The sequence below is a fragment of the Streptomyces sp. P9-2 genome, from assembly GCF_051903975.1.
GTDB lineage: Bacteria > Actinomycetota > Actinomycetes > Streptomycetales > Streptomycetaceae > Streptomyces > Streptomyces cellulosae.
Map to the genome: position 1 here is coordinate 6,035,126 of NZ_CP192633.1, position 20,879 is coordinate 6,056,004.

At 72.8% G+C, this 20,879-nt stretch carries 19 protein-coding genes; 12 read left to right on the forward strand and 7 right to left on the reverse strand.

What is annotated here, in order from left to right; genetic code table 11:
* The first annotated feature begins 35 nt into the window (after window positions 1-35).
* On the forward strand, window positions 36-1,757 hold the full coding sequence (locus tag ACQY0Z_RS27260; protein WP_189903924.1) for a BCCT family transporter: 1,722 nt from the start codon (window positions 36-38) through the stop codon (window positions 1,755-1,757).
* 56 nt (window positions 1,758-1,813) lie between these two features.
* Here ACQY0Z_RS27260 and ACQY0Z_RS27265 read toward each other — a convergent pair whose 3' ends face one another.
* Window positions 1,814-2,767 (reverse strand): FAD-dependent oxidoreductase, encoded by a 954-nt coding sequence (locus ACQY0Z_RS27265; protein ID WP_381731282.1) that lies wholly within the window; start codon window positions 2,765-2,767, stop codon window positions 1,814-1,816.
* Between the two features lie 66 nt (window positions 2,768-2,833).
* On the opposite strand from ACQY0Z_RS27265, the gene ACQY0Z_RS27270 reads away from it, so the two are divergent.
* Together ACQY0Z_RS27270 and ACQY0Z_RS27275 are read left to right on the forward strand one after the other, a co-directional pair.
* Complete coding sequence (locus ACQY0Z_RS27270; RefSeq protein ID WP_254585697.1) at window positions 2,834-3,856, forward strand: oxidoreductase; 1,023 nt, start codon at window positions 2,834-2,836, stop codon at window positions 3,854-3,856.
* A gap of 40 nt (window positions 3,857-3,896) precedes the next feature.
* Window positions 3,897-5,537 carry an ABC-F family ATP-binding cassette domain-containing protein gene (locus ACQY0Z_RS27275; protein WP_439812969.1) on the forward strand — a complete coding sequence of 547 codons (1,641 nt, stop codon included), beginning with the start codon at window positions 3,897-3,899 and terminating at the stop codon, window positions 5,535-5,537.
* 105 nt (window positions 5,538-5,642) lie between these two features.
* On the opposite strand, the gene ACQY0Z_RS27280 is transcribed toward ACQY0Z_RS27275, so the two are convergent.
* From ACQY0Z_RS27280 to ACQY0Z_RS27290, 3 genes are all read right to left on the reverse strand, one after another.
* On the reverse strand, window positions 5,643-8,012 hold the full coding sequence (locus ACQY0Z_RS27280) for a Tex family protein (RefSeq protein WP_439812970.1): 2,370 nt from the start codon (window positions 8,010-8,012) through the stop codon (window positions 5,643-5,645).
* Between the two features lie 105 nt (window positions 8,013-8,117).
* Entirely contained in the window at window positions 8,118-8,249 is a 132-nt protein-coding gene (locus tag ACQY0Z_RS27285) for an LPFR motif small protein (RefSeq protein ID WP_251100090.1), read from the reverse strand.
* Between the two features lie 64 nt (window positions 8,250-8,313).
* Window positions 8,314-9,096, reverse strand: coding sequence for an enoyl-CoA hydratase/isomerase family protein (locus tag ACQY0Z_RS27290; protein ID WP_189903914.1), 783 nt, complete (start codon window positions 9,094-9,096; stop codon window positions 8,314-8,316).
* A gap of 128 nt (window positions 9,097-9,224) precedes the next feature.
* Between ACQY0Z_RS27290 and ACQY0Z_RS27295 the strand changes: the two genes are divergently transcribed.
* Window positions 9,225-9,809: an HdeD family acid-resistance protein gene (locus ACQY0Z_RS27295; protein ID WP_254585699.1), complete on the forward strand. Its 585-nt coding sequence runs from the start codon at window positions 9,225-9,227 to the stop codon at window positions 9,807-9,809.
* Between the two features lie 159 nt (window positions 9,810-9,968).
* Entirely contained in the window at window positions 9,969-10,430 is a 462-nt protein-coding gene (locus ACQY0Z_RS27300; protein ID WP_347226572.1) for an ATP-binding protein, read from the forward strand.
* A 34-nt stretch (window positions 10,431-10,464) separates the two neighbouring features.
* Here the strand turns inward: ACQY0Z_RS27300 and idi are convergent, their stop codons facing one another.
* The 3 genes from idi to galE form a co-directional block, all read right to left on the reverse strand.
* Window positions 10,465-11,058 (reverse strand): isopentenyl-diphosphate Delta-isomerase, encoded by a 594-nt coding sequence (gene idi, locus ACQY0Z_RS27305; protein WP_019524965.1) that lies wholly within the window; start codon window positions 11,056-11,058, stop codon window positions 10,465-10,467.
* Window positions 11,059-11,369: 311 nt separating this feature from the next.
* The gene (locus ACQY0Z_RS27310; RefSeq protein WP_189903909.1) at window positions 11,370-12,308 is read right to left on the reverse strand and encodes a cation diffusion facilitator family transporter; all 939 of its coding nucleotides are present in this window, start codon (window positions 12,306-12,308) and stop codon (window positions 11,370-11,372) included.
* A gap of 134 nt (window positions 12,309-12,442) precedes the next feature.
* A complete protein-coding gene (galE, locus tag ACQY0Z_RS27315) occupies window positions 12,443-13,423 on the reverse strand; it encodes a UDP-glucose 4-epimerase GalE (RefSeq protein WP_189903907.1) in 981 nt (326 codons plus the stop codon).
* Window positions 13,424-13,671: 248 nt separating this feature from the next.
* Between galE and ACQY0Z_RS27320 the strand changes: the two genes are divergently transcribed.
* From ACQY0Z_RS27320 to ACQY0Z_RS27350, 7 genes are all read left to right on the forward strand, one after another.
* The gene (locus tag ACQY0Z_RS27320) at window positions 13,672-15,453 is read left to right on the forward strand and encodes a DUF5941 domain-containing protein (RefSeq protein WP_439812971.1); all 1,782 of its coding nucleotides are present in this window, start codon (window positions 13,672-13,674) and stop codon (window positions 15,451-15,453) included.
* Window positions 15,450-16,202, forward strand: coding sequence for a sugar phosphate nucleotidyltransferase (locus ACQY0Z_RS27325; RefSeq protein WP_215188439.1), 753 nt, complete (start codon window positions 15,450-15,452; stop codon window positions 16,200-16,202). Before ACQY0Z_RS27320 ends, ACQY0Z_RS27325 begins: the two co-directional genes overlap by 4 nt.
* Window positions 16,190-17,251, forward strand: coding sequence for an iron-containing alcohol dehydrogenase family protein (locus tag ACQY0Z_RS27330; RefSeq protein WP_189907042.1), 1,062 nt, complete (start codon window positions 16,190-16,192; stop codon window positions 17,249-17,251). Before ACQY0Z_RS27325 ends, ACQY0Z_RS27330 begins: the two co-directional genes overlap by 13 nt.
* A 13-nt stretch (window positions 17,252-17,264) precedes the next feature.
* Entirely contained in the window at window positions 17,265-18,008 is a 744-nt protein-coding gene (locus tag ACQY0Z_RS27335) for a CDP-alcohol phosphatidyltransferase family protein (protein WP_189907044.1), read from the forward strand.
* Window positions 18,009-18,016: 8 nt separating this feature from the next.
* Complete coding sequence (locus tag ACQY0Z_RS27340; protein ID WP_275981558.1) at window positions 18,017-18,889, forward strand: glycosyltransferase family 2 protein; 873 nt, start codon at window positions 18,017-18,019, stop codon at window positions 18,887-18,889.
* A 95-nt stretch (window positions 18,890-18,984) separates the two neighbouring features.
* Window positions 18,985-19,920 carry an ABC transporter permease gene (locus tag ACQY0Z_RS27345; protein ID WP_189907048.1) on the forward strand — a complete coding sequence of 312 codons (936 nt, stop codon included), beginning with the start codon at window positions 18,985-18,987 and terminating at the stop codon, window positions 19,918-19,920.
* Window positions 19,913-20,692 (forward strand): ABC transporter ATP-binding protein, encoded by a 780-nt coding sequence (locus ACQY0Z_RS27350; protein ID WP_189907050.1) that lies wholly within the window; start codon window positions 19,913-19,915, stop codon window positions 20,690-20,692. Before ACQY0Z_RS27345 ends, ACQY0Z_RS27350 begins: the two co-directional genes overlap by 8 nt.
* Window positions 20,693-20,879: the final 187 nt, after the last annotated feature.

A 20,879-nucleotide genomic window follows, 5' to 3' on the forward strand; every position in this document is an offset into this window, starting at 1 on the left:
TCTCCGCCCGAAGGACCGGACGAAAGGTGCCGCCTGTGACGCAGGACCACCCAAGCGACAAGGACTCCACGGCAGGCCCGCTGCCCGGCTCCGAAGCGGGCCTGCCCGGCCGGGACGGGCCGCGCACCGACTGGGTGGTCTTCGGCGTCACCGCCGTGCTCACCCTGGCCTTCGTCCTGTGGGGAGCCGTCTGGACGGACTCGCTGGAGGACGTCTCCACCGACCTGCTCGGCGGACTGATGCACAACGGCGGCTGGGGCTTCGTCCTGGCCGCCTCCGGCTTCGTGGTCTTCGCCCTGTGGCTGGCCGCCAGCCGCTACGGCCGGATCACGCTCGGCGCCGAGGGCGAGGAGCCCGAGTTCCGGACCGTGTCCTGGGTCGCCATGATGTTCAGCGCCGGCATGGGCATCGGCCTGATGTTCTGGGGCGTGAGCGAGCCGCTCGCGCACTTCGACACCCCGCCGCCCGGCACCGCCCCCGAGGACTCCGGCGACCGGATGGCGACGGCCATGGCCACCACGCTGTTCCACTGGACGCTCCACCCGTGGGCCATCTACGCCGTGGTCGGCCTCGCCATCGCCTACAGCACCTTCCGGCGCCGCCGCCGGCAGACCGTCAGCGCCGTGTTCACCCCGCTCATCGGCGAGAAGCACGCCAACGGCGCCGTCGGCCGGGTCATCGACGTCCTCGCCATCATCGCGACCGTCTTCGGGTCGGCGGCCTCCCTCGGCCTCGGCGCGCTGCAGATCGGCTCCGGCATCGAGAAGCTGAACTGGCTGGAGAAGGTCGGCACCGGTCTGCTGGTCTCCATCATCGCCGTGCTGACCGTGGCATTCGTGGCGTCCGCGGTGTCCGGTGTGGAGAAGGGCATCCAGTGGCTGTCCAACACCAACATGGTGCTGGCGCTGATCCTCGCCGTGTTCGTGTTCGTCGCCGGCCCCACCGTCCTCGTCCTGGACCTGCTGCCGACCTCCGTCTTCTCCTACCTCGGCGACCTGCCCGAGATGGCCGGCCGCACCGACATCAGCGGCGGCGAGGGCGTGGCCGACTGGCTGGGCAGCTGGACCGTCTTCTACTGGGCGTGGTGGATCTCCTGGACGCCGTTCGTCGGCATGTTCATCGCCCGCATCAGCCGCGGCCGGACCATCCGTCAGTTCATCGGCGGCGTCATCCTCGTGCCCAGCGCCGTCAGCCTCGTCTGGTTCGCCGTCTTCGGCGGCTCGGCGATGCGACTCCAGGAGCAGAACCGGCTCGGGGACGAGACCACCCCCGAGGGCCGGCTCTTCGCCGTCCTCCAGGAGTTCCCCGTCGCCACCGCCACCAGCCTGCTGGTGATGGTCCTCGTCGGCATCTTCTTCGTCTCGGGCGCCGACGCGGCCTCCGTCGTCATGGGCACCCTCTCGCAGAAGGGCTCCCTCGAACCCAGCCGCTGGGCCGTGGTGTTCTGGGGCGTGGTCACCGGTGCGGTCGCGGCCATCATGCTGCTGGTCGGCAGCGGCCAGGGCGACGCCCTGACCGGTCTGCAGAACCTCACCATCCTCGCCGCGGCGCCGTTCGTCGTCGTCATGATCTTCATGTGCGTGGCGCTCATGCGCGACCTGCGCCACGACCCGCTCGTCGTCCGCAACAAGATGGGCAACGAGGCCGTCGAACTCGCCGTCATCGAGGGTCACAAGAAGTACGACGGCGAGTTCGAGCTGCGCGTCGGCCCCGGCCGCGGACCGGACGTGGAGGGGGACCCCATCGGCAAGCACTGACCCCGGCGAGGGACATGCCGTGACGCGGGGCGGGCGCCCGACGCCCGCCCCGCCCCTCACTCCGAGGCCAGCTCCGCCGCCTCCCGGGCGCACCCCCAGGCCACGGTGACGCCCGCGCCGCCGTGGCCGTAGTTGTGCACCAGCACCCGTCCGTCGGGCAGCCGGGTGCGCTCCAGACGCACCGCGTCCCGAGCCGGCCGCAGCCCCACCCGGTGCTCCAGCACACGGGCCTTCCCGATCTCCGGCCGCAGCGCCGCGCACCGCCGCACGATCGCCTCCGCCGTCGCCGGGTCCGGCCGGTCGGACCACACGTCCTCCTCGGCCGTGCCGCCCAGCAGCAGCCGACCCGGCTGCGGGAAGAAGTACGCCATCGAGCCGTCCGCGCCCTCGGTGACCATCCAGGTGCGGATCCCCGGGTTCTCCACGACCACCAGCTGTCCCCGCACCGGCCGCACCGACGGGTCCGGCACCAGCTCCCGCGCCGCCAGCCCCGTGCAGTTCACCACCACCGGCGCGTCGGCCTCCGCGAGATCCGCCACCGCGCGCGTCTCCACCGTGCCGCCCGCCGCCGTCAGCCGGTCCCGCAGATACGGCAGATGCGCCGGCATGTCGATCAGCGGCAGCCGCGCCCACAGCCCCCACCCGCCCGGGTACTCCGCCTCCGTGACCGGACGCAGCCCCGGCAGCCGCGCGGCGGCCCACCCGCCGACCTCGTCCATCGGCGTCTCGCCCAGTACCCCCTCGACCATCCGTACGCCCGTGGCCTCCGGCCGCAGCGCCATCTCCTCGTACACGCCGAGGGATTCCAGCGCCCACGCCTGCGCGGCCTCCGGGGGGTCGACGCGGTACGGCCACCACAGGGCGCCCGCGACCGCCGAGGTGGTCGCGCCGACCGGGTCCCGCGTCCACAGCCGCACCCGTACGCCCCGCTCGGCGAGGACCACCGCCGTGGTCAGCCCGGTCACCCCGCCGCCGACCACCACGACACCGTTGTCCGTTTCGCTTCCCATCCGGCGGACGGTAGCGGATGTCCGTCCGCGTGCTCGGGTCCGCCCCCGGCTGGGAATACTCACGGCATGTCTGCCGAGTACGCGACCTTCGGCCTGGCGCCGGCGACCCGCCCCGGGGGGCTCCTCGCCGGCGGTGACTTCCAAGTGCACCGCGACTTCGTCGACTTCGTCGTCGACGGACGCCCGCTGCTGTACCGCCTGTCCGACCTGGACGCCGTCTCCCCGCTCGCCTCCGACGTGCCGCCGTCCCTCTTCACCGCCCAGGTCCGCAGCCTGCTGCTGGAGACGGGCGCGCCCCTGCCCGACGGCCGGTACGTCGTCTACGGCTGCCCCGAGTGCGAGGACCTCGCCTGCGGCGCCGTGACCGCCGTCATCGAGCGGGACGGCGAGGACGTCATCTGGCGGGACTTCGCCTGGCAGACCGGCGACCGGGCCGACCTGGAGCGCGACGGCTACCACAGGATGGGCCCGTTCCGTTTCCGTGGCGACGAGTACCGCGCCGCCCTGACCGCCCTCCTGGACGGCGACCTCCCCGGCAGCCGCCGCCGCGTCCTGCTCATCGGCGCCCGCGTGGCCCTGCTCGCCCGGCTGGCCGCCGCCCTGCGCACCATCGGCATCGGCGCCGACATCACCCAGAGCGCCGACGGTGTCCCCGCCGACGAACTCCGGTCCTACGGCGCCGTGCTGTTCGGCCGCTCGGTCCCCGCGCGGGAGCGCGACGCCGTGCGCCTGGCGCTGGCCGGCGCCGGGGCCGACGTGCCCTGCGTCGACGCGCTCGCGCCCGTCGTCCCGCTGCTCCTCGCGCAGACCGAACAGGCCCTGGAGGCGGGCCGGGACGACCACCGGCGGCTGGCTGACCTGACCGTGGCGGACGGCGCCGCCCAGTTCGAGGTGGTCTCCGCCTGCCGCGTCAGGCTCACCGCGCACCGCGTCGACCGCCTCTCCCGCGCCCGCAGCCGCGACCTCTTCGACGCGGTCCTCGAACCCGGCCGGCACCGTGTCCCGCTGGACCCGCCCGCGGTGAAGGGCGAGGCGTACCTGGTGGCCCGCACCGCGGGAACGGTGCTGGTCACCGCCGTCCGCCCCTGAGCCTTCGCGGTACCGCCGAGGCTCTAGGATCGGCGGTCTGATGACTGCCACCCTCGTCGCCAAGAACCTCGCCGCCGGACACGGCGACCGCTCCCTGTTCGCCGGGCTCGACCTCGTCGTCGCGCCCGGCGACGTGATCGGCCTGGTCGGGGCCAACGGCGCCGGCAAGTCCACGCTGCTGCGCCTGCTCGCCGGGCTCGCCGCGCCCGAGGAGGGCGAGCTGCGCCTCTCCCCGCCCACCGCCACCGTCGGCCACCTCCCGCAGGAGCCGGAGCGGCGGCCCGGCGAGACCGTGCGCGCCTTCCTGGCCCGCCGCACCGGCGTCGCCGATGCCCAGCGCGCCATGGACGAGGCGACCCAGGGCCTGGTGGACAGCGCCCCCGGCGCGGACGACGCCTACGCCACCGCCTTCGAGCGCTGGCTCGCCCTGGGCGGCGCCGACCTCGACGAGCGCGCCGAGGAGGTCACCGCCACGCTCGGCCTCGACGTCGGCCTCGACCAGGAGATGACCGCCCTCTCCGGCGGCCAGGCGGCCCGCGCCGGACTCGCCTCCCTCCTGGTGTCCCGCTACGACGTCTTCCTCCTCGACGAGCCGACCAACGACCTCGACCTGGACGGACTGGAGCGCCTGGAGCGGTTCGTGAGCGGCCTGCGCGCCGGCACGGTCGTCGTCAGCCACGACCGCGAGTTCCTCTCCCGCACGGTCACCAAGGTCCTCGAACTCGACCTTGCCCAGCGGCAGATCAACCTCTACGGCGGCGGCTACGACGCCTATCTGGAGGAGCGCGAGGTGGCCCGCCGTCACGCGCGCGACGAGTTCGAGGAGTACGCCGACAAGCGCGCCGCGCTCCAGGACCGGGCGCAGATGCAGCGCTCCTGGATGGACAAGGGCGTGAGGAACGCGCGCCGCAAGGCCGGGAACGACAACGACAAGATCGGCCGGAAGTTCCGCAGCGAGGCCAGCGAGAAGCAGGCCGCGAAGGCGCGCCAGACCCAGCGCATGATCGAGCGCCTGGAGGTGGTCGAGGAGCCGCGCAAGGAGTGGGAGCTGCGCATGGAGATCGCGGCGGCCCCGCGCTCCGGCGCCGTGGTCGCGGGCCTGCGGGACGCCGTCGTACGCCGGGGCGGCTTCACGCTCGGCCCGGTGACGCTGCAGATCGACTGGGCCGACCGGGTCGCGGTGACCGGCGCGAACGGCGCCGGCAAGTCCACCTTGCTCGGCGCCCTGCTGGGCCGCGTGCCGCTCGACGCGGGCCACGCGGCCCTGGGCCCGGGTGTGCTGCTGGGGGAGGTCGATCAGGCCCGCGCGCTGTTCCACGGGCCGGAGACGCTGCTGGACGCGTTCCGTCCCTCGGTGCCGGAGCTGGAGCCGGCGGACATCCGCACGCTGCTCGCCAAGTTCGGCCTGAAGGCGGAGCACGTGCTGCGTCCCGCGGCGACCCTGTCACCGGGGGAGCGCACCCGCGCCGCCCTGGCACTCCTCCAGGGCCGGGGCGTCAACCTCCTGGTCCTGGACGAGCCGACGAACCACCTCGACCTGCCGGCCATCGAGCAGCTGGAGTCCTCCCTCGACGCCTACGAGGGGACGCTGCTGCTGGTCACCCACGACCGCCGCATGCTGGACGCGGTCCGTGTGACCCGCCGTCTGCACGTCACCGGCGGCTCGGTCACCGAACTCTGAGCGCGGTCACCGGATCCGAGCGCGGTCACCGAACCTGAGCGCGGTCACCGGATCCGAGCGCGGTCCCGGGTGCCCGCACGGAGACCCGGGACCGCGCTCCACCGCTCAGCGGCGGCCGCTCTTCGGGTCCACCAGACCCGCGCGGCGCAGGGCGTCCGCCATCGCGCTGTTGGCCGGGGCCGGCGCCTGACGCGTACGGCTACCGCCGCCGCTGCCACCGCGGGCCTGGCGCTGCTGCGGAGGACGCCCGCCGCGCTGCCGGCGCTCGCCGCCCTCCTGCCCGCCCTGCGGGGCCGTCTCGTCGTCCAGACGCAGCGTCAGCGAGATCCGCTTGCGCGGGATGTCGACGTCGAGCACCTTCACCTTGACGATGTCGCCCGGCTTCACCACGTCCCGTGGGTCCTTGACGAAGGTCTTCGACATCGCGGACACGTGCACCAGGCCGTCCTGGTGGACGCCGACGTCGACGAACGCGCCGAACGCGGCCACGTTCGTCACCACGCCCTCCAGGATCATCCCGGAGGACAGGTCGGAGATCTTCTCCACGCCCTCCTTGAATGCGGCCGTCTTGAACGCCGGACGCGGGTCGCGGCCCGGCTTCTCCAGTTCCTTGAGGATGTCCGACACGGTCGGCAGACCGAAGGTGTCGTCCACGAAGTCCTGCGGCCGCAGCGAGCGCAGCACCGCCGTGTTGCCGATGAGCGAGGCCACCTCCTGCCCGGTGTTCTTCACCATCCGCCGCACCACCGGGTACGCCTCGGGGTGCACGCTGGAGGCGTCCAGCGGGTCGTCGCCGCCGCGGATCCGCAGGAAGCCCGCGCACTGCTCGTACGCCTTCGGGCCCAGGCGGGCCACCTTCTTCAGCTCCGAGCGGGACTTGAAGGGGCCGTTGGAGTCGCGGTGCGCCACGATGTTCTCGGCGAGACCGGAGGAGATGCCGGACACCCGGGCGAGCAGCGGGGCGGACGCGGTGTTGACGTCCACGCCCACGCCGTTCACACAGTCCTCCACCACCGCGTCCAGCGAGCGCGACAGCTTCACCTCGGACAGGTCGTGCTGGTACTGGCCGACGCCGATCGACTTCGGGTCGATCTTCACCAGCTCCGCCAGCGGGTCCTGGAGGCGGCGGGCGATGGACACCGCGCCGCGCAGCGACACGTCCATGTCCGGCAGCTCCTGCGAGGCGAACGCGGACGCCGAGTACACGGAGGCGCCCGCCTCGGACACCATCACCTTCGTCAGCTTCAGCTCGGGGTGCCTGGCGATGAGCTCACCGGCGAGCTTGTCGGTCTCGCGGGACGCCGTGCCGTTGCCGATGGCGATCAGCTCGACCGCGTGCTCCTTCGCGAGCCGGGCCAGCTTGGCGATCGCCTCGTCCCAGCGGTTCGCCGGGACGTGCGGGTGGATCACGTCCGTGGCGACGACCTTGCCGGTCGCGTCGACCACGGCGACCTTCACGCCCGTACGGAAACCGGGGTCCAGGCCGAGCGTCGCGCGCGTCCCGGCCGGGGCGGCGAGCAGCAGGTCGCGCAGGTTGGCGGCGAACACCCGCACGGCCTCGTCCTCGGCGGCGGTGCGCAGCCGCAGGCGCAGATCGATGCCCAGGTGCACCAGGATGCGTGTGCGCCAGGCCCAACGGACCGTGTCCAGCAGCCACTTGTCGCCCGGGCGGCCCCGGTCGGCGATCCCGAACCGGTGGGCGACGACGCCCTCGTACGAGGAGGGGCCGTCGGTGGGCTCCTCCGGCTCCAGGACGAGGTCGAGGACCTCCTCCTTCTCGCCGCGCAGCATCGCCAGCACCCGGTGCGAGGGCAGCTCCGTGAACGGCTCGGAGAAGTCGAAGTAGTCGGCGAACTTGGCGCCCGCCTCCTCCTTGCCCTCCCGCACCTTCGCCGCGAGACGCCCGCGCACCCACATGCGCTCGCGCAGCTCGCCGATCAGGTCGGCGTCCTCGGAGAAGCGCTCGGTGAGGATGGCGCGCGCGCCGTCCAGCGCGGCCTGCGGATCGGCGACGCCCTTCTCGGCGTCCACGAACGCGGCGGCCGCGGCGAGGGGCTCGACACCGGGATCGGCGAGCAGCCCCTCCGCCAGCGGCTCCAGACCCGCCTCGCGGGCGATCTGCGCCTTGGTGCGCCGCTTGGGCTTGAACGGCAGGTAGATGTCCTCCAGGCGCGCCTTGGTCTCCGCGCCCCGGATGCGGGCCTCGAGCTCCTCCGTGAGCTTGCCCTGCTCACGCACCGAGTCGAGGATCGCCGTGCGGCGCTCCTCCAGCTCCCGCAGATAGCGCAGCCGCTCCTCGAGCGTGCGCAGCTGCGCATCGTCGAGCATCTCGGTCGCTTCCTTGCGGTAGCGGGCGATGAAGGGCACCGTCGAACCGCCGTCGAGCAGTTCCACGGCGGCCCTGACCTGCCGCTCCCGTACGCCGAGTTCCTCGGCGATCCTGCCTTCGATGGACCCTGCGAGGGGTGTCGTCACGTTCCCGTACCGCCTTCTCCACTGAGGTTGCGCGGCAATTGTGGCAGGTGACGACGACAATCGGGGATCAGGGCGGCGACGCGCCCCGAGACCCCCCGGGCGGACTCAGGCGCGACGCCCGCGCGCGGTGGAGGACGCGCCGCCGAACAGCCGGGCGAGCGCCCGGAACGGAAGCGTCACGACGGTGGCGACGGCGCCGCCGATCTGGCGCAGGACGTCTGCGATGGCACGGAACACGTGGTTACCCCTTTCGTCGTCCGGCCCGCACGGCCGGACTCCCCGCGGGTACCTCGTGCACGCTTCACCATGCACCCGATGCGGACGCGTCCTCGGGAGTGGACGGATTCCAGGTGAACCGCGGCGCCCTGCGCTCCAGGAACGCCGTCACGCCCTCCTCGGTGTCGTCGCTCGCCACGGCCGTCCTGTGCCAGTGGTCGTCGCGGTCGGTGCGGCCGTCGGCGAACTCCTTCGCCGCCGCCTGCGTCAGCAGGGAGCGGGATGCCAGGGTCCGGGTGAACTCGGCGACCCGCGCGTCCAGCCCGCCCGCCGGCAGCACCTCGTCCACCAAGCCCGTGCGCAGTGCCCGCTCCGTGTCGATCAGCTCGCCGGAGAAGAGGAGGTACTTGGCGGTCGCCGGGCCCACCAGCGACACCAGCCGGCGGGTCGCGGAGGACGGGTAGACGATGCCGAGCTTCGCCGGGGTCACCCCGAACCGCGCGCCCTCCTCGGCGAACCGCAGGTCGCAGGCGGCAGCGAGCTGCGCCCCGCCGCCCACGCAGTGGCCGCGCACGGCGGCCAGGGTCGGCTTGGGGAACGCCGCGAGGGCCTCCTCGGCGGCCACCGCCAGCCGCTGCGCCTCGAGCGGCGAGCCCTGGAGCGTGGAGATGTCCGCCCCGGCGCAGAAGGTGCCGCCGTCACCGGTGAGCACCAGCGCCCGCACGGCGGGGTCGTCCGCCAGCGCGCCGAGCAGCGGGGGCAGGGCCGCCCACATCGCGCCCGTCATCGCGTTGCGCTTCGCGGGATGACGGATGACGACCGTCGCGACCGAGTCGGTGACGCTGTGCAGCAGCTGCGGCTCCTCCATGCGCCGGATGCTATCCGCCCCGGTCACGGCCCCGGACGGCGGCCCTGGACCGGCGTTACGAGCGCCGGGGGAGGGGGACACGGAGGAGCGGGAGCGTCGGGAAGGGGGGCGAGACCCGGGAGGCAGACATGACCAGGTCCACCGGAGCCGCGGGCCGCCCGAGGGCCGACACGGCGAAGCTGGAGCGCGGCTTCGGCCTGCTCGCCGTGCTCGGGGTGATCCTCGTCGTCGCCGGGGTGATCGGCCTGATCTACACGGCCGCCGCCACGCTCACCACCATGCTGCTCTTCGGCTGGCTGCTGCTGGTCGGCGGGCTCGTCGGACTGCTGCACGCGGTCCAGGCGCGGCACACGAACTTCTTCTGGCTCGGTCTGGTCGTCGCCGCCCTGAACATCGCGGCCGGGGTGGTGATCATCAAGACCCCGGAGGCCGCGGCCGAGGCGCTGACCATGTTCGCGGCGCTGCTGTTCCTGACCGGCGGGGTGTTCCGGCTGGTCGGCAGCCTGGTGGTGCGCGGCCCGCAGTTCGGCTGGACGCTGGTGCAGGGCGCCTTCGGTCTGCTCCTCGGCATCCTCGTCCTCGCCACCTGGCCGAGCAGCAGCCAGTACGTCATCGGCACGTTCTTCTCGCTGTCCCTGCTGTTCGACGGGCTGGGCCTGATCGCCACCGGCTACGGCGGCCGCCGTGTCGTGGGCATGGTGGCCGGGAAGTAGCGGTCGCCGGAAACGGGAACCGGCCCCGGAACGGCACAGACCGGACCTGAACGGTCCCGCGCCCGCCCGAGCCGGGCGGGAACGGTCGGAAACGCTCGATATCCGCTGACTTGTGTTCAGCGTGGAAGGGCGGAGGCGATCGGTCCCAACACTCGACGTGTGGTGACAATCGAGCGTGAGGGTGGCGACCCGCTGCCGTACGAAGGTGTCTGGCGGTTCACCGCCCCTGCCGTGGACGCCTCGGTGCCACAGGCCCGGCACGCCGTGCGGGACCTGCTGCTGCGGCAGGGGGTGCCGGTCGCGGACGAGGTGGTGCAGGGGCTGCTGCTGATCGTCTCCGAGCTGGTCACCAACGCCGTCAAACACGCGGCGCTGCTGTCCCCGATGCTCGCCGTCGAGGTGGCGGTGGGCGCCGAGTGGGTCCGGGTGTCCGTGGAGGACAACCACCCCTACCGCCCCACCGCCCTGGAGAACGACTACGGCCGCACCGGCGGCCGGGGGCTGCTCCTGGTGCGCGAGATCACACGGGAGGCCGGCGGGGCCTGCGAGGTGGAGCACACCTCCACCGGCGGCAAGGTGATCTGGGCCGCCCTGCCGCTCAAGCCCGTGCAGGCCTGCTGAACCGCGCCGCCGTCACCACCAGGCGACGGCCCCGTCACCACCCGGCCGACGGCCCCGTCAGCTCGCGCACGGCGGGCCGCGCCGCGTCCAGCACCGTCATGAACCACGCCGAGAAGGTGTCCCGCGCGTGCCGCTCCGCCAGGTCCTCCGGCGTCACGAACGCCGTGGCGGCGACCTCGTTCGCGTCGGGCCGCACCGGCGACTGCACCATGCCGACGAAGAGGTGGTTGTACTCCTGCTCCACCAGACCCGAGGCCGGGTCCGGGTGGTTGTAGCGGACCGTGCCCGCCTCCGCCATCAGCGACGGCGACACTCCCAGCTCCTCGTACGTCCGCCGGGCCGCCGCCGCGAACGGCGCCTCGCCCGGGTACGGGTGGCCGCAGCAGGTGTTCGACCACACACCGGGGGAGTGGTACTTGCCGAGCGCCCGCTGCTGGAGCAGCAGCCGACCGCGCTCGTCGAACAGGAACACGGAGAACGCCCTGTGGAGCTTCCCCGGCGGCTGATGGGCGGAGAGCTTCTCCGCGGTGCCGACCGTCACGCCGTCCTCGTCGACCAGTTCCAGCAAAATCGGCTCGGCGGTGCCGCTCGACGGGCTGTTCGTCGCGGTGGCAGGTGTGATCGGCATACCCATCCTTCACTCGGTGTTCGCGCCCCAGTCTGCCGCACGAATCCGGCACTCCCGGCACTCCGGTCCTCTCCCGCATGTCCCGCCCCCGGTGCGCGGGGCGGTCCCGGCGGCAGCCGGACGGCACCGGCCCCGCGCAGATCGTGCCCCTGAGGGGCACCAGAAATGCGCATGCCCGGAACCCCTCGCGAAGGGGAGACGTCGTCACCGGGGCGGAAGGCTGCGTTCCGCGGCGCGTCGGCGCACCCGGGGGCGTGCGCGCACCCGCACGCGACACCCGCGTGCCGAGTGACACCGACGAATTCGGCGGCTCAGTGGCACAGCCGCGCCTCGTGCTCCGCGTGCCCGCCCGGCTCCAGCTGGAAGGTGCAGTGCCGCACGTCGAAGTGGTCGCCCAGGCAGTCCTGCAGCTCGTGCAGCATCTTCTCGTGCCCGATCGCGTTCAGCGTGTCCGCGCTGACCACCACGTGCGCGGAGAGCACCGGCATCCCCGAGGTGATCGTCCAGGCGTGCAGGTCGTGCACGTCCTCCACCCCCGGCGTGTCCAGGATGTGCGCCCGCACCTCGGCCATGTCCACGCCCTTGGGCGCCGCCTCCAGCAGCACGTCGAGCGTCTCGCGCAGCAGCCGCAGCGTGCGCGGCACGATCATCAGCGCGATGACCAGGGAGGCGATCGGGTCGGCCGTCGTCCAGCCGGTGGTGACGATCACCAGCGCGGCCAGGATCACCGTGACCGAGCCGAGCGCGTCCGCCGCCACCTCCAGGAACGCGCCGCGCACGTTCAGGCTCTCCTTCTGCCCGCGCATCAGCAGCGACAGAGACACCAGGTTGGCCACCAGGCCGACGGCGCCGAACACCATCGCCAGACCGCCCTCGGTGTCCGCGGGCGTGACGAACCGCTGGACCGCCTCGTACAGCACGTAGCCGCCGACGCCGAGCAGCAGCAGACAGTTGGCCAGCGCCGCGAGGATCTCCGCGCGGGCCAGCCCGAAGGTGCGCCGCTCGCTCGGCGCGCGGCCGGCGAAGTGGATGGCGAGCAGGGCCATGCCGAGCCCCAGGGCGTCGGTGGCCATGTGGGCGGCGTCCGCGACCAGGGCGAGCGAGTCGGCCAGCAGGCCGCCGACGATCTGCACGACCATGACGAAGACCGTGATCGCCAGCGCGGTCCGCAGCCTCCCGCGGTAGGCCGCGCTGACCGTGCCGCCGGACGGCGCCCCGTGCGCGTGCCCGTGATCGTGGCCTGCCCCCATGCCCGCCGCCGCCCTTCCGTCGCTGACCTGACGCTGCCCTTCCGCAGCACAGTCAACTACGGGGCAGGGGTATACGGCAACGCGGCACTGAACACCGTTGTCATGTGCCCTGACCTGCGGAAACCATCCGCAGGTCAGGCGCGAGGGGCGCCCTGCAGGAGCTGCCAGCCCTGCCAGGCCGACTCGACCATCTCGCGCACCGAACGGCGGGCCGTCCAGCCCAGCCGCTCGCTCGCGAGGGCGGCCGAGGCCACCGCGCGGGGCGGGTCGCCGGGGCGCCGCGCCTCGACCACCGGGGTGCGGGTGTCGCCCGTGACCTCCCCGATGAGCGTGATCAGCTCCCGCACCGAGACGCCCTCGCCGCGTCCCACGTTCACCGTCAGATCGCCCTCGACACCGCCCTCGGACAGCGTGCGCACCGCCGCGAGGTGGGCGTCCGCGAGGTCGGCCACATGGATGTAGTCCCGGACGCAGGTGCCGTCCGGTGTGGGGTAGTCGTCGCCGAAGATCCGCGGCGCCTCACCGCGGGTGAGCCGGTCGAAGACCATCGGCACGATGTTGAAGACGCCGGTGTCGGCCAGCTCGGGGGCCGCCGCGCCCGCGACGTTGAAGTAGCGCAGGCACACCGTGTCGATGCCGTGCGCCCGGCCCGCGGCCCGCACCAGCCACTCCCCGGCGAGCTTGGTCTCGCCGTAGGGGTTCACGGGGGCGCAGGGCGTGTCCTCCGTGATGAGGTCCACGTGCGGGTCGCCGTAGACGGCCGCGGACGAGGAGAACACGAAGCGCCGTACGCCCGCCTCCGCGACGGCGTCCAGCAGGGTCGCCAGACCGCCCAGGTTCTCCCGGTAGTAGCGGATGGGCCGGTCCACCGACTCCCCGGGCTGCTTGCGCGCGGCGAGGTGGAGCACCCCGGTCGCGCCGTGCTCGGCGAGCACCTTGGTCAGCAGGTCGCCGTCCAGCGCGGAGCCCCGGACGAGCGGGACGCCCTCGGGCAGCCGTGCCGGGACCCCGGCGGAGAGGTCGTCCAGCACGACCACACGCTCCCCGGCGTCGGTCATGGCCCGCACCACATGGGCCCCGATGTATCCGGCTCCGCCGGTGATCAGCCACGTCATGGTGGTCCACCCTAAGGCGAGCCACCGGCGCGGTTTGTGAGCCGGGGCCGCTGTCCCCGATGATGAGCGCGGAACAGGTGCGGGCGAACCGCGTCGATCCGGCCGTCGAACGGGCGGTGAACGCGGGCTTCCGTGTATCCGATAGCCTCTGCCGACATGCCGCCCGCAGGGCCCCCGGACGGGGGACGGGCGCATCACCGTGTACATGACCGGCGTGGACGCGTCGCCCCCAGGGAGTGAGTTTTCGGTTGCCGACCGCCATCGTCACCGGCCCCCCGGTCCCCGGCTCGTCACTCGAGGGCGACCTGCGCTCCCTCGGCTTCGACGTACGGACCGCCGCCGGCGCCGCGGAGGCCGAGACGCTGCTCGCCTCGGTCCCCGGGGAGGAACGGGTCGCCCTGGTCGACACCCGTTTCGTCGGACATCTGCACGCCCTGCGGCTCGGTCTGACCGACCCCCGCTTCCCGCTCTCCGCGATCCCCGGCGCCGTCACAGCCCAGCGGGCCGGCCGCCAGGCCCTGACCCGCGCGATGGCCCGCGAGAACTCCGCTCCCGGGCAGGGCTCCGGCAACGGCACCCTCGTGGAGGGCCTCCCGGACCGGGTCACCGCCGCCCTCGACACCGACGTGCACCGTCCCGAGCTCGGCAGCCTGATCGCCGCCGTGCCCGACGGCCCCCAGGCCCGCAACGAGGCCCGCCAGGCCGTCGCCGCCGTGGACGAGGAGGCCGTACGCCTCAGGTCCGCCGTCAAGGCCCGCGACGGCTTCTTCACCACCTTCTGCGTCAGCCCCTACTCGCGCCACCTCGCGCGCTGGTGCGCCCGCCGCGGGCTGACCCCGAACCAGGTCACCACCGCGTCCCTGCTCACCGCGCTGATCGCGGCCGGCTGCGCCGCCACCGGCACCCGCGCGGGATACGTCGCCGCCGCCGTGCTGCTCCTCGGCTCGTTCGTGCTGGACTGCGCCGACGGCCAGCTCGCCCGCTACTCGCTGCAGTACTCCACGCTCGGCGCCTGGCTCGACGCCACGTTCGACCGGGCCAAGGAGTACGCCTTCTACGCGGGCCTCGCCCTCGGCGCGGCCCGTACCGGCGACGACGTCTGGGCCCTGGCGCTCGGCGCCATAATCCTCCAGTCCTGCCGGCACGTGGTCGACTTCTCCTTCGCCGAGGCCAGGACCGGCGCCGCGGAAGGCCCCGCCGCCGCCCTGTCCGGCCGCCTGGACCGCGTCGGCTGGACGGTCTGGGTGCGCCGCATGATCGTCCTGCCGATCGGCGAGCGCTGGGCGCTGATCGCCGTCCTCACCGCCGCCACCACGCCCCGCGTCACCTTCTGGGTACTGCTCGCCGGCTGCGCCTTCGCCGCCGCGTACACCACCGCCGGACGCGTCCTGCGCTCCCTGCGCGGCGGCCGGGTGGAGGACGGGGCCGCCCGGGCCCTCGCCGACCTCGCCGACGGCGGACCGCTCACCGAGCTGCTCCACCGCTCCCGGGCCCGCGGCGGGGTCGCCGCCGCCGCGCTCGGCGCGGTGCTGGTGACGGGCTCCGCCCTCCTGTGGGGCGCCGGATGGCAGACCGTCCTGGCCGCCGTCGCCTACGTGATCTGCTCGGCCGCCGCCACGGGCTGCCCCCTCACCGGCCGCCTCGACTGGCTCGTCCCCCCGCTGTTCCGCGCCGCCGAGTACGGAACCGTCCTGGTCCTGGCGGCCCATGCGGAGGTGAACGGGGCCCTTCCGGCGGCCTACGGACTGGTGTCCGCGGTCGCCTACCATCACTACGACACGGTCTACCGCATCCGCGGCGGCGCGGGCGCGCCCCCGCGCCCGCTGGTGCGGGCGACCGGGGGGCACGAAGGTCGTACGCTGGCGGTCGCCGTCCTGGCGGCCGTGCTCACCGCGTCCGGATTCACCGTCGCGCTCACGGCCCTCGCCGTGGCCGTGGCTCTCGTGGTGCTCGCCGAGAGCATCCGCTTCTGGGTGGCCGCCCACCGGGGTGGCGCGCCCGCCGTACACGACGAAGGAGAACCCGCATGATCGGCCTCGTGCTGGCGGCCGGCGCCGGCCGGCGTCTGCGCCCCTACACCGACACGCTGCCCAAGGCGCTGGTGCCGGTGGGGCCCGCGGGCATAGAAGGGGAGCCCACGGTCCTGGACCTGACGCTCGGCAACTTCGCGGAGATCGGGCTGACCGAGGTCGGTGTCGTGGTCGGGTACCGCAAGGAGGCCGTGTACGAGCGGCAGGCGGCGCTGGAGGCGAAGTACGGGCTGAAGCTGACGCTCATCGACAACGACAAGGCGGAGGAGTGGAACAACGCCTACTCGCTGTGGTGTGCGCGGGACGCCCTGAAGGACGGTGTGATCCTCGCCAACGGCGACACGGTGCACCCGGTGTCGGTGGAGCGGACGCTGCTGGACGCACGGGGTGACGGCAGGCAGATCATCCTGGCGCTGGACACGGTGAAGCAGCTCGCCGACGAGGAGATGAAGGTCGTCGTCGACCCGGAGAAGGGGATGCGGCGGATCACCAAGCTGATGGACCCGGCGGAGGCGACGGGCGAGTACATCGGCGTCACGCTCATCGAGGGCGGGGCGGCGGAGCAGCTGGCGGACGCGCTGAAGGCGACGTTCGAGCGGGACCCGCAGCTGTACTACGAGGACGGTTACCAGGAGCTGGTGAACCGGGGTTTCCGGATCGACGTGGCGCCGATCGGCGACGTCCGGTGGGTCGAGATCGACAACCACGACGACCTCGCCCGCGGACGGGAGATCGCGTGCCAGTACTGACCCGTCTCATCCCCTCGCCGGTCGTCGTCGACATCCGCCCCGGCGCTCTCGACGACCTGGCCTGCGTCCTCGCGGACGAGCGCATCTCGCAGTCCGGCCGGCTCGCCATCGCCGTCAGCGGCGGCTCCGGCGCCCGGCTGCGCGACCGCGTCGCGCCCTCGCTGCCCGGCGCCGACTGGTTCGAGGTCGGCGGCGGCACCATCGACGACGCCGTCCGGCTGGCCGGCGAGATCCAGGGCGGCCGCTACGACGCGGTCGTCGGTCTCGGCGGCGGGAAGATCATCGACTGCGCCAAGTTCGCCTCGGCGCGCGTCGGCCTGCCCCTCGTCGCGGTCGCCACCAACCTGGCGCACGACGGCCTGTGCTCGCCGGTCGCCACCCTCGACAACGACGCGGGCCGCGGCTCCTACGGCGTGCCCAACCCGATCGCCGTCGTGATCGACCTCAACGTCATCCGCGAGGCCCCGGTCCGGTTCGTCCGCTCCGGCATCGGCGACGTCGTCTCCAACATCTCCGCCGTCGCCGACTGGGAGCTGTCCCACCGCGTCAACGGCGAGAAGGTCGACGGACTCGCCGCAGCCATGGCCCGCCAGGCCGGCGAGGCCGTGCTCCGGCACCCGGGCGGCGTCGAGGACGACGGCTTCCTCCAGGTGCTCGCCGAGGCCCTGGTCCTCACCGGCATCTCGATGTCCGTGTCCGGCGACTCCCGGCCCTCCTCCGGCGCCTGCCACGAGATCAACCACGCCTTCGACCTGCTCTACCCGCAGCGCGCCGCCGCCCACGGCGAGCAGTGCGGCCTGGGCGCCGCCTTCGCGATGTACCTGCGCGGCGCGCACGAGGAGTCGGCGGCCATGGCCGAGGTGCTGCGCCGGCACGGGCTGCCGGTGCTCCCCGAGGAGATCGGGTTCTCCGTCGACGAGTTCGTCCGCGTCGTCGAGTACGCCCCCGAGACCCGCCCCGGCCGCTTCACCATCCTCGAACACCTCGCCCTGACCACCGAACAGATCAAGGACGTCTACGCCGACTATGTCAAGGCCATCGGTAGCTGAACTCCGTCCGGTCGTGCACCCCGCCGGGGTCAAGGACCGGCGCAGCGGTGAGCACTGGATGGGACGCCTCTACATGCGCGAGGTGTCCCTGCGGGTCGACCGCTACCTGGTGAACACCCGGGTCACCCCCAACCAGCTCACGTATCTGATGACCCTCTGCGGTGTCCTCGCGGCGCCCGCCCTCCTGGTGCCCGGCATCACGGGGGCGGTCCTCGGGGTGGTCGCGGTCCAGCTGTACCTGCTGCTCGACTGCGTCGACGGCGAGATCGCCCGCTGGCGCAAGCAGTACTCCCTCGCCGGCGTCTACATGGACCGCGTCGGCGCCTACCTGACCGACGCCGCCGTGCTGGTCGGCCTCGGCCTGCGCGCCGCCGACCTGTGGGGCACCGGCCGCATCGACTGGCTGTGGGCCTTCCTCGGCACCCTCGCCGCGCTGGGCGCGATACTCGTCAAGGCGGAGACCGACCTCGTCGCAGTCGCCCGCCACCAGAACGGCATGCCCCCGGTGCAGGAGTCCGCCTCCGAGCCGCGCTCCTCCGGCATGGCGCTCGCCCGCAAGGCCGCCGCCGCCCTGAAGTTCCACCGGCTGATCCTGGGCATAGAGGCGTCCCTGCTGATCCTGCTCCTCGCGATCCTCGACTCCGCCCGCGGCGACCTGTTCTTCACCCGCCTCGGCACCGCCGTCCTCGCCGGGATCGCCCTGCTGCAGACCCTGCTGCACCTCGTGTCCGTCCTCGTCTCCAGCAGGCTGAAGTGAGCGCGGGCATGAAGGTCGGCGCGGTCGTCATCACCATGGGCAACCGCCCCGAGGAACTGCGGGCCCTGCTCGACTCGGTCGCCAAGCAGGACGGCGACCCCGTCCAGGTCGTGGTCGTCGGCAACGGCTCGCCCGTGCCCGACGTCCCCGAAGGGGTCAGGACCGTCGAGCTGCCCGAGAACCTCGGCATCCCCGGCGGGCGCAACGTCGGCATCGAGGCGTTCGGGCCCAGCGGCCGGGACGTCGACATCCTGATGTTCCTCGACGACGACGGCCTGCTCGCGCACACCGACACCGCCGAGCTGTGCCGGAAGGCGTTCACCGAGGACCCCTCGCTCGGCATCATCAGCTTCCGCATCGCCGACCCGGACACCGGCGTCACCCAGCGCCGCCACGTGCCCCGGCTGCGCGCCTCCGACCCGATGCGTTCCTCCCGCGTCACCACCTTCCTCGGCGGCGCCAACGCGGTGCGCACCCAGGTCCTCGCGGAGGTCGGCGGACTGCCGGACGAGTTCTTCTACGCCCACGAGGAGACCGATCTGGCCTGGCGCGCCCTCGACGCCGGCTGGATGATCGACTACCGGTCGGACATGGTGCTGTACCACCCGACGACCGCCCCCTCGCGGCACGCGGTCTACCACCGCATGGTGGCCCGGAACCGCGTCTGGCTCGCCCGGCGCAACCTGCCCGCCCCGCTCGTCCCCGTGTACCTGGGCGTGTGGCTGCTCCTCACCCTGCTGCGCCGCCCCTCGGGCCCCGCCCTCAAGGCGTGGTTCGGCGGCTTCAAGGAGGGCTGGACCTCGCCCTGCGGACCCCGGCGCCCCATGAAGTGGCGTACGGTGTGGCGGCTGACCCGACTGGGCCGGCCCCCGGTGATCTGACAAGCTTCGAGTCCGGGGATCCGGCCCCACCCGGTTCCCCGGCTCCTGGCAGGCCCGCGCGGGCCACGCACATCGAGGACGAAAGACATCCACCCGTGAGTGAGACTACGCACGACGGCACGGTCGCGGTCGGCGCGCCCGTGTCGCCCGACGAGGGCCTTACGGCGGCCGAGCTGGCCGCGAAGTACGGGCTGTCCGTCAGCGGCGCCCGCCCGTCCCTCGGCGAGTACGTCCGTCAGCTGTGGGGGCGGCGGCACTTCATCCTGGCCTTCTCCCAGGCCAAGCTGACCGCGCAGTACAGCAAGGCGAAGCTGGGCCAGCTGTGGCAGGTGGCGACGCCGCTGCTGAACGCGGCCGTGTACTTCTTCATCTTCGGCCTGCTGCTCGGCGCCCGGCGCGGCATCCCGAGCGACGTCTACGTGCCGTTCCTGGTGACGGGCGTGTTCGTCTTCACGTTCACGCAGAGCTCCGTGCTGGCCGGTGTCCGGGCGATCTCCGGAAACCTGGGGCTGGTGCGGGCGCTGCACTTCCCGCGGGCGTCGCTGCCGATCTCCTTCGCGCTCCAGCAGCTCCAGCAGCTGTTGTTCTCGATGATCGTCCTGGTCGTCATCATGGTGGCGTTCCGCAGCTATCCGGACCTGTCGTGGCTGCTGATCGTGCCCGCGCTGGCGCTGCAGTTCGTGTTCAACACCGGGCTCGCGCTGATCTTCGCGCGGATGGGCAGCAAGACGCCCGACCTGGCGCAGCTCATGCCGTTCGTGCTGCGCACGTGGATGTACGCGTCCGGCGTCATGTTCTCGATCCCGGCGATGCTGGAGGACAAGAACGTGCCGTCCTGGGTGGCGGACGTGCTCCAGTGGAACCCGGCCGCGGTCTACATGGACCTGGTGCGGTACGCGCTGATCGACAAGTACGACTCGTCCTACCTGCCGCCGCACATCTGGGCGTTCGCGCTGGGCTGGGCGGTGCTGGCCGGCGTGGTCGGCTTCGTCTACTTCTGGAAGGCAGAGGAGAGGTACGGCCGTGGCTGACGACAAGACGGGCGCCCGGGTGCCCACCGTCATCGCGGACGACCTGCACATCGTCTACCGCGTGAACGGCGCCCGGTCGGGCAAGGGCAGCGCCACCGCGGCGCTCAGCCGGATCCTCAAGCGCGGCGAGGAGCGGGGCGTGCGCAAGGTGCACGCCGTGCGCGGGGTGTCCTTCGTGGCCTACCGCGGCGAGGCCATCGGCCTGATCGGGTCCAACGGCTCCGGCAAGTCGACCCTGCTGCGCGCCATCGCAGGGCTGCTGCCCGCCGAGAGCGGCAAGGTCTACACCGACGGCCAGCCGTCCCTGCTGGGCGTGAACGCGGCCCTGATGAACGACCTCACCGGCGAGCGGAACATCATCCTCGGCGGGCTCGCGATGGGCATGTCCCGCGAGGAGATCAAAGAGCGGTACCAGGACATCGTCGACTTCTCGGGGATCAACGAGAAGGGCGACTTCATCACCCTGCCGATGCGCACCTACTCCTCCGGCATGGCGGCCCGCCTGCGCTTCTCCATCGCGGCGGCCAAGGACCACGACGTCCTGATGATCGACGAGGCCCTCGCGACCGGCGACCGGAAGTTCCAGAAGCGCTCCGAGGCCCGCATCCGCGAGCTGCGCAAGGAGGCCGGGACCGTGTTCCTGGTCAGCCACAACAACAAGTCCATCCGCGACACCTGCGACCGGGTGCTGTGGCTGGAGCGCGGCGAGCTGCGCATGGACGGGCCGACGGACGAGGTGCTCCGCGAGTACGAGAAGTTCACCGGCAAGTAACCCGTTCCGCCCAGGGCCCCGCCGGAACGGTCCGGCGGGGCCCGGCGTCAGCAAAAGATGCGTCAACTCCTCGCGCACGGCGGAATCTTGACGCCGGACGATGTGTTGTCGTGGAGCACGTAAGACCCCCGTCGAGGAACGGCGCGTTGTACGACGTAAGCTGTACCGGTCCCCGAAAGGCGGCAAT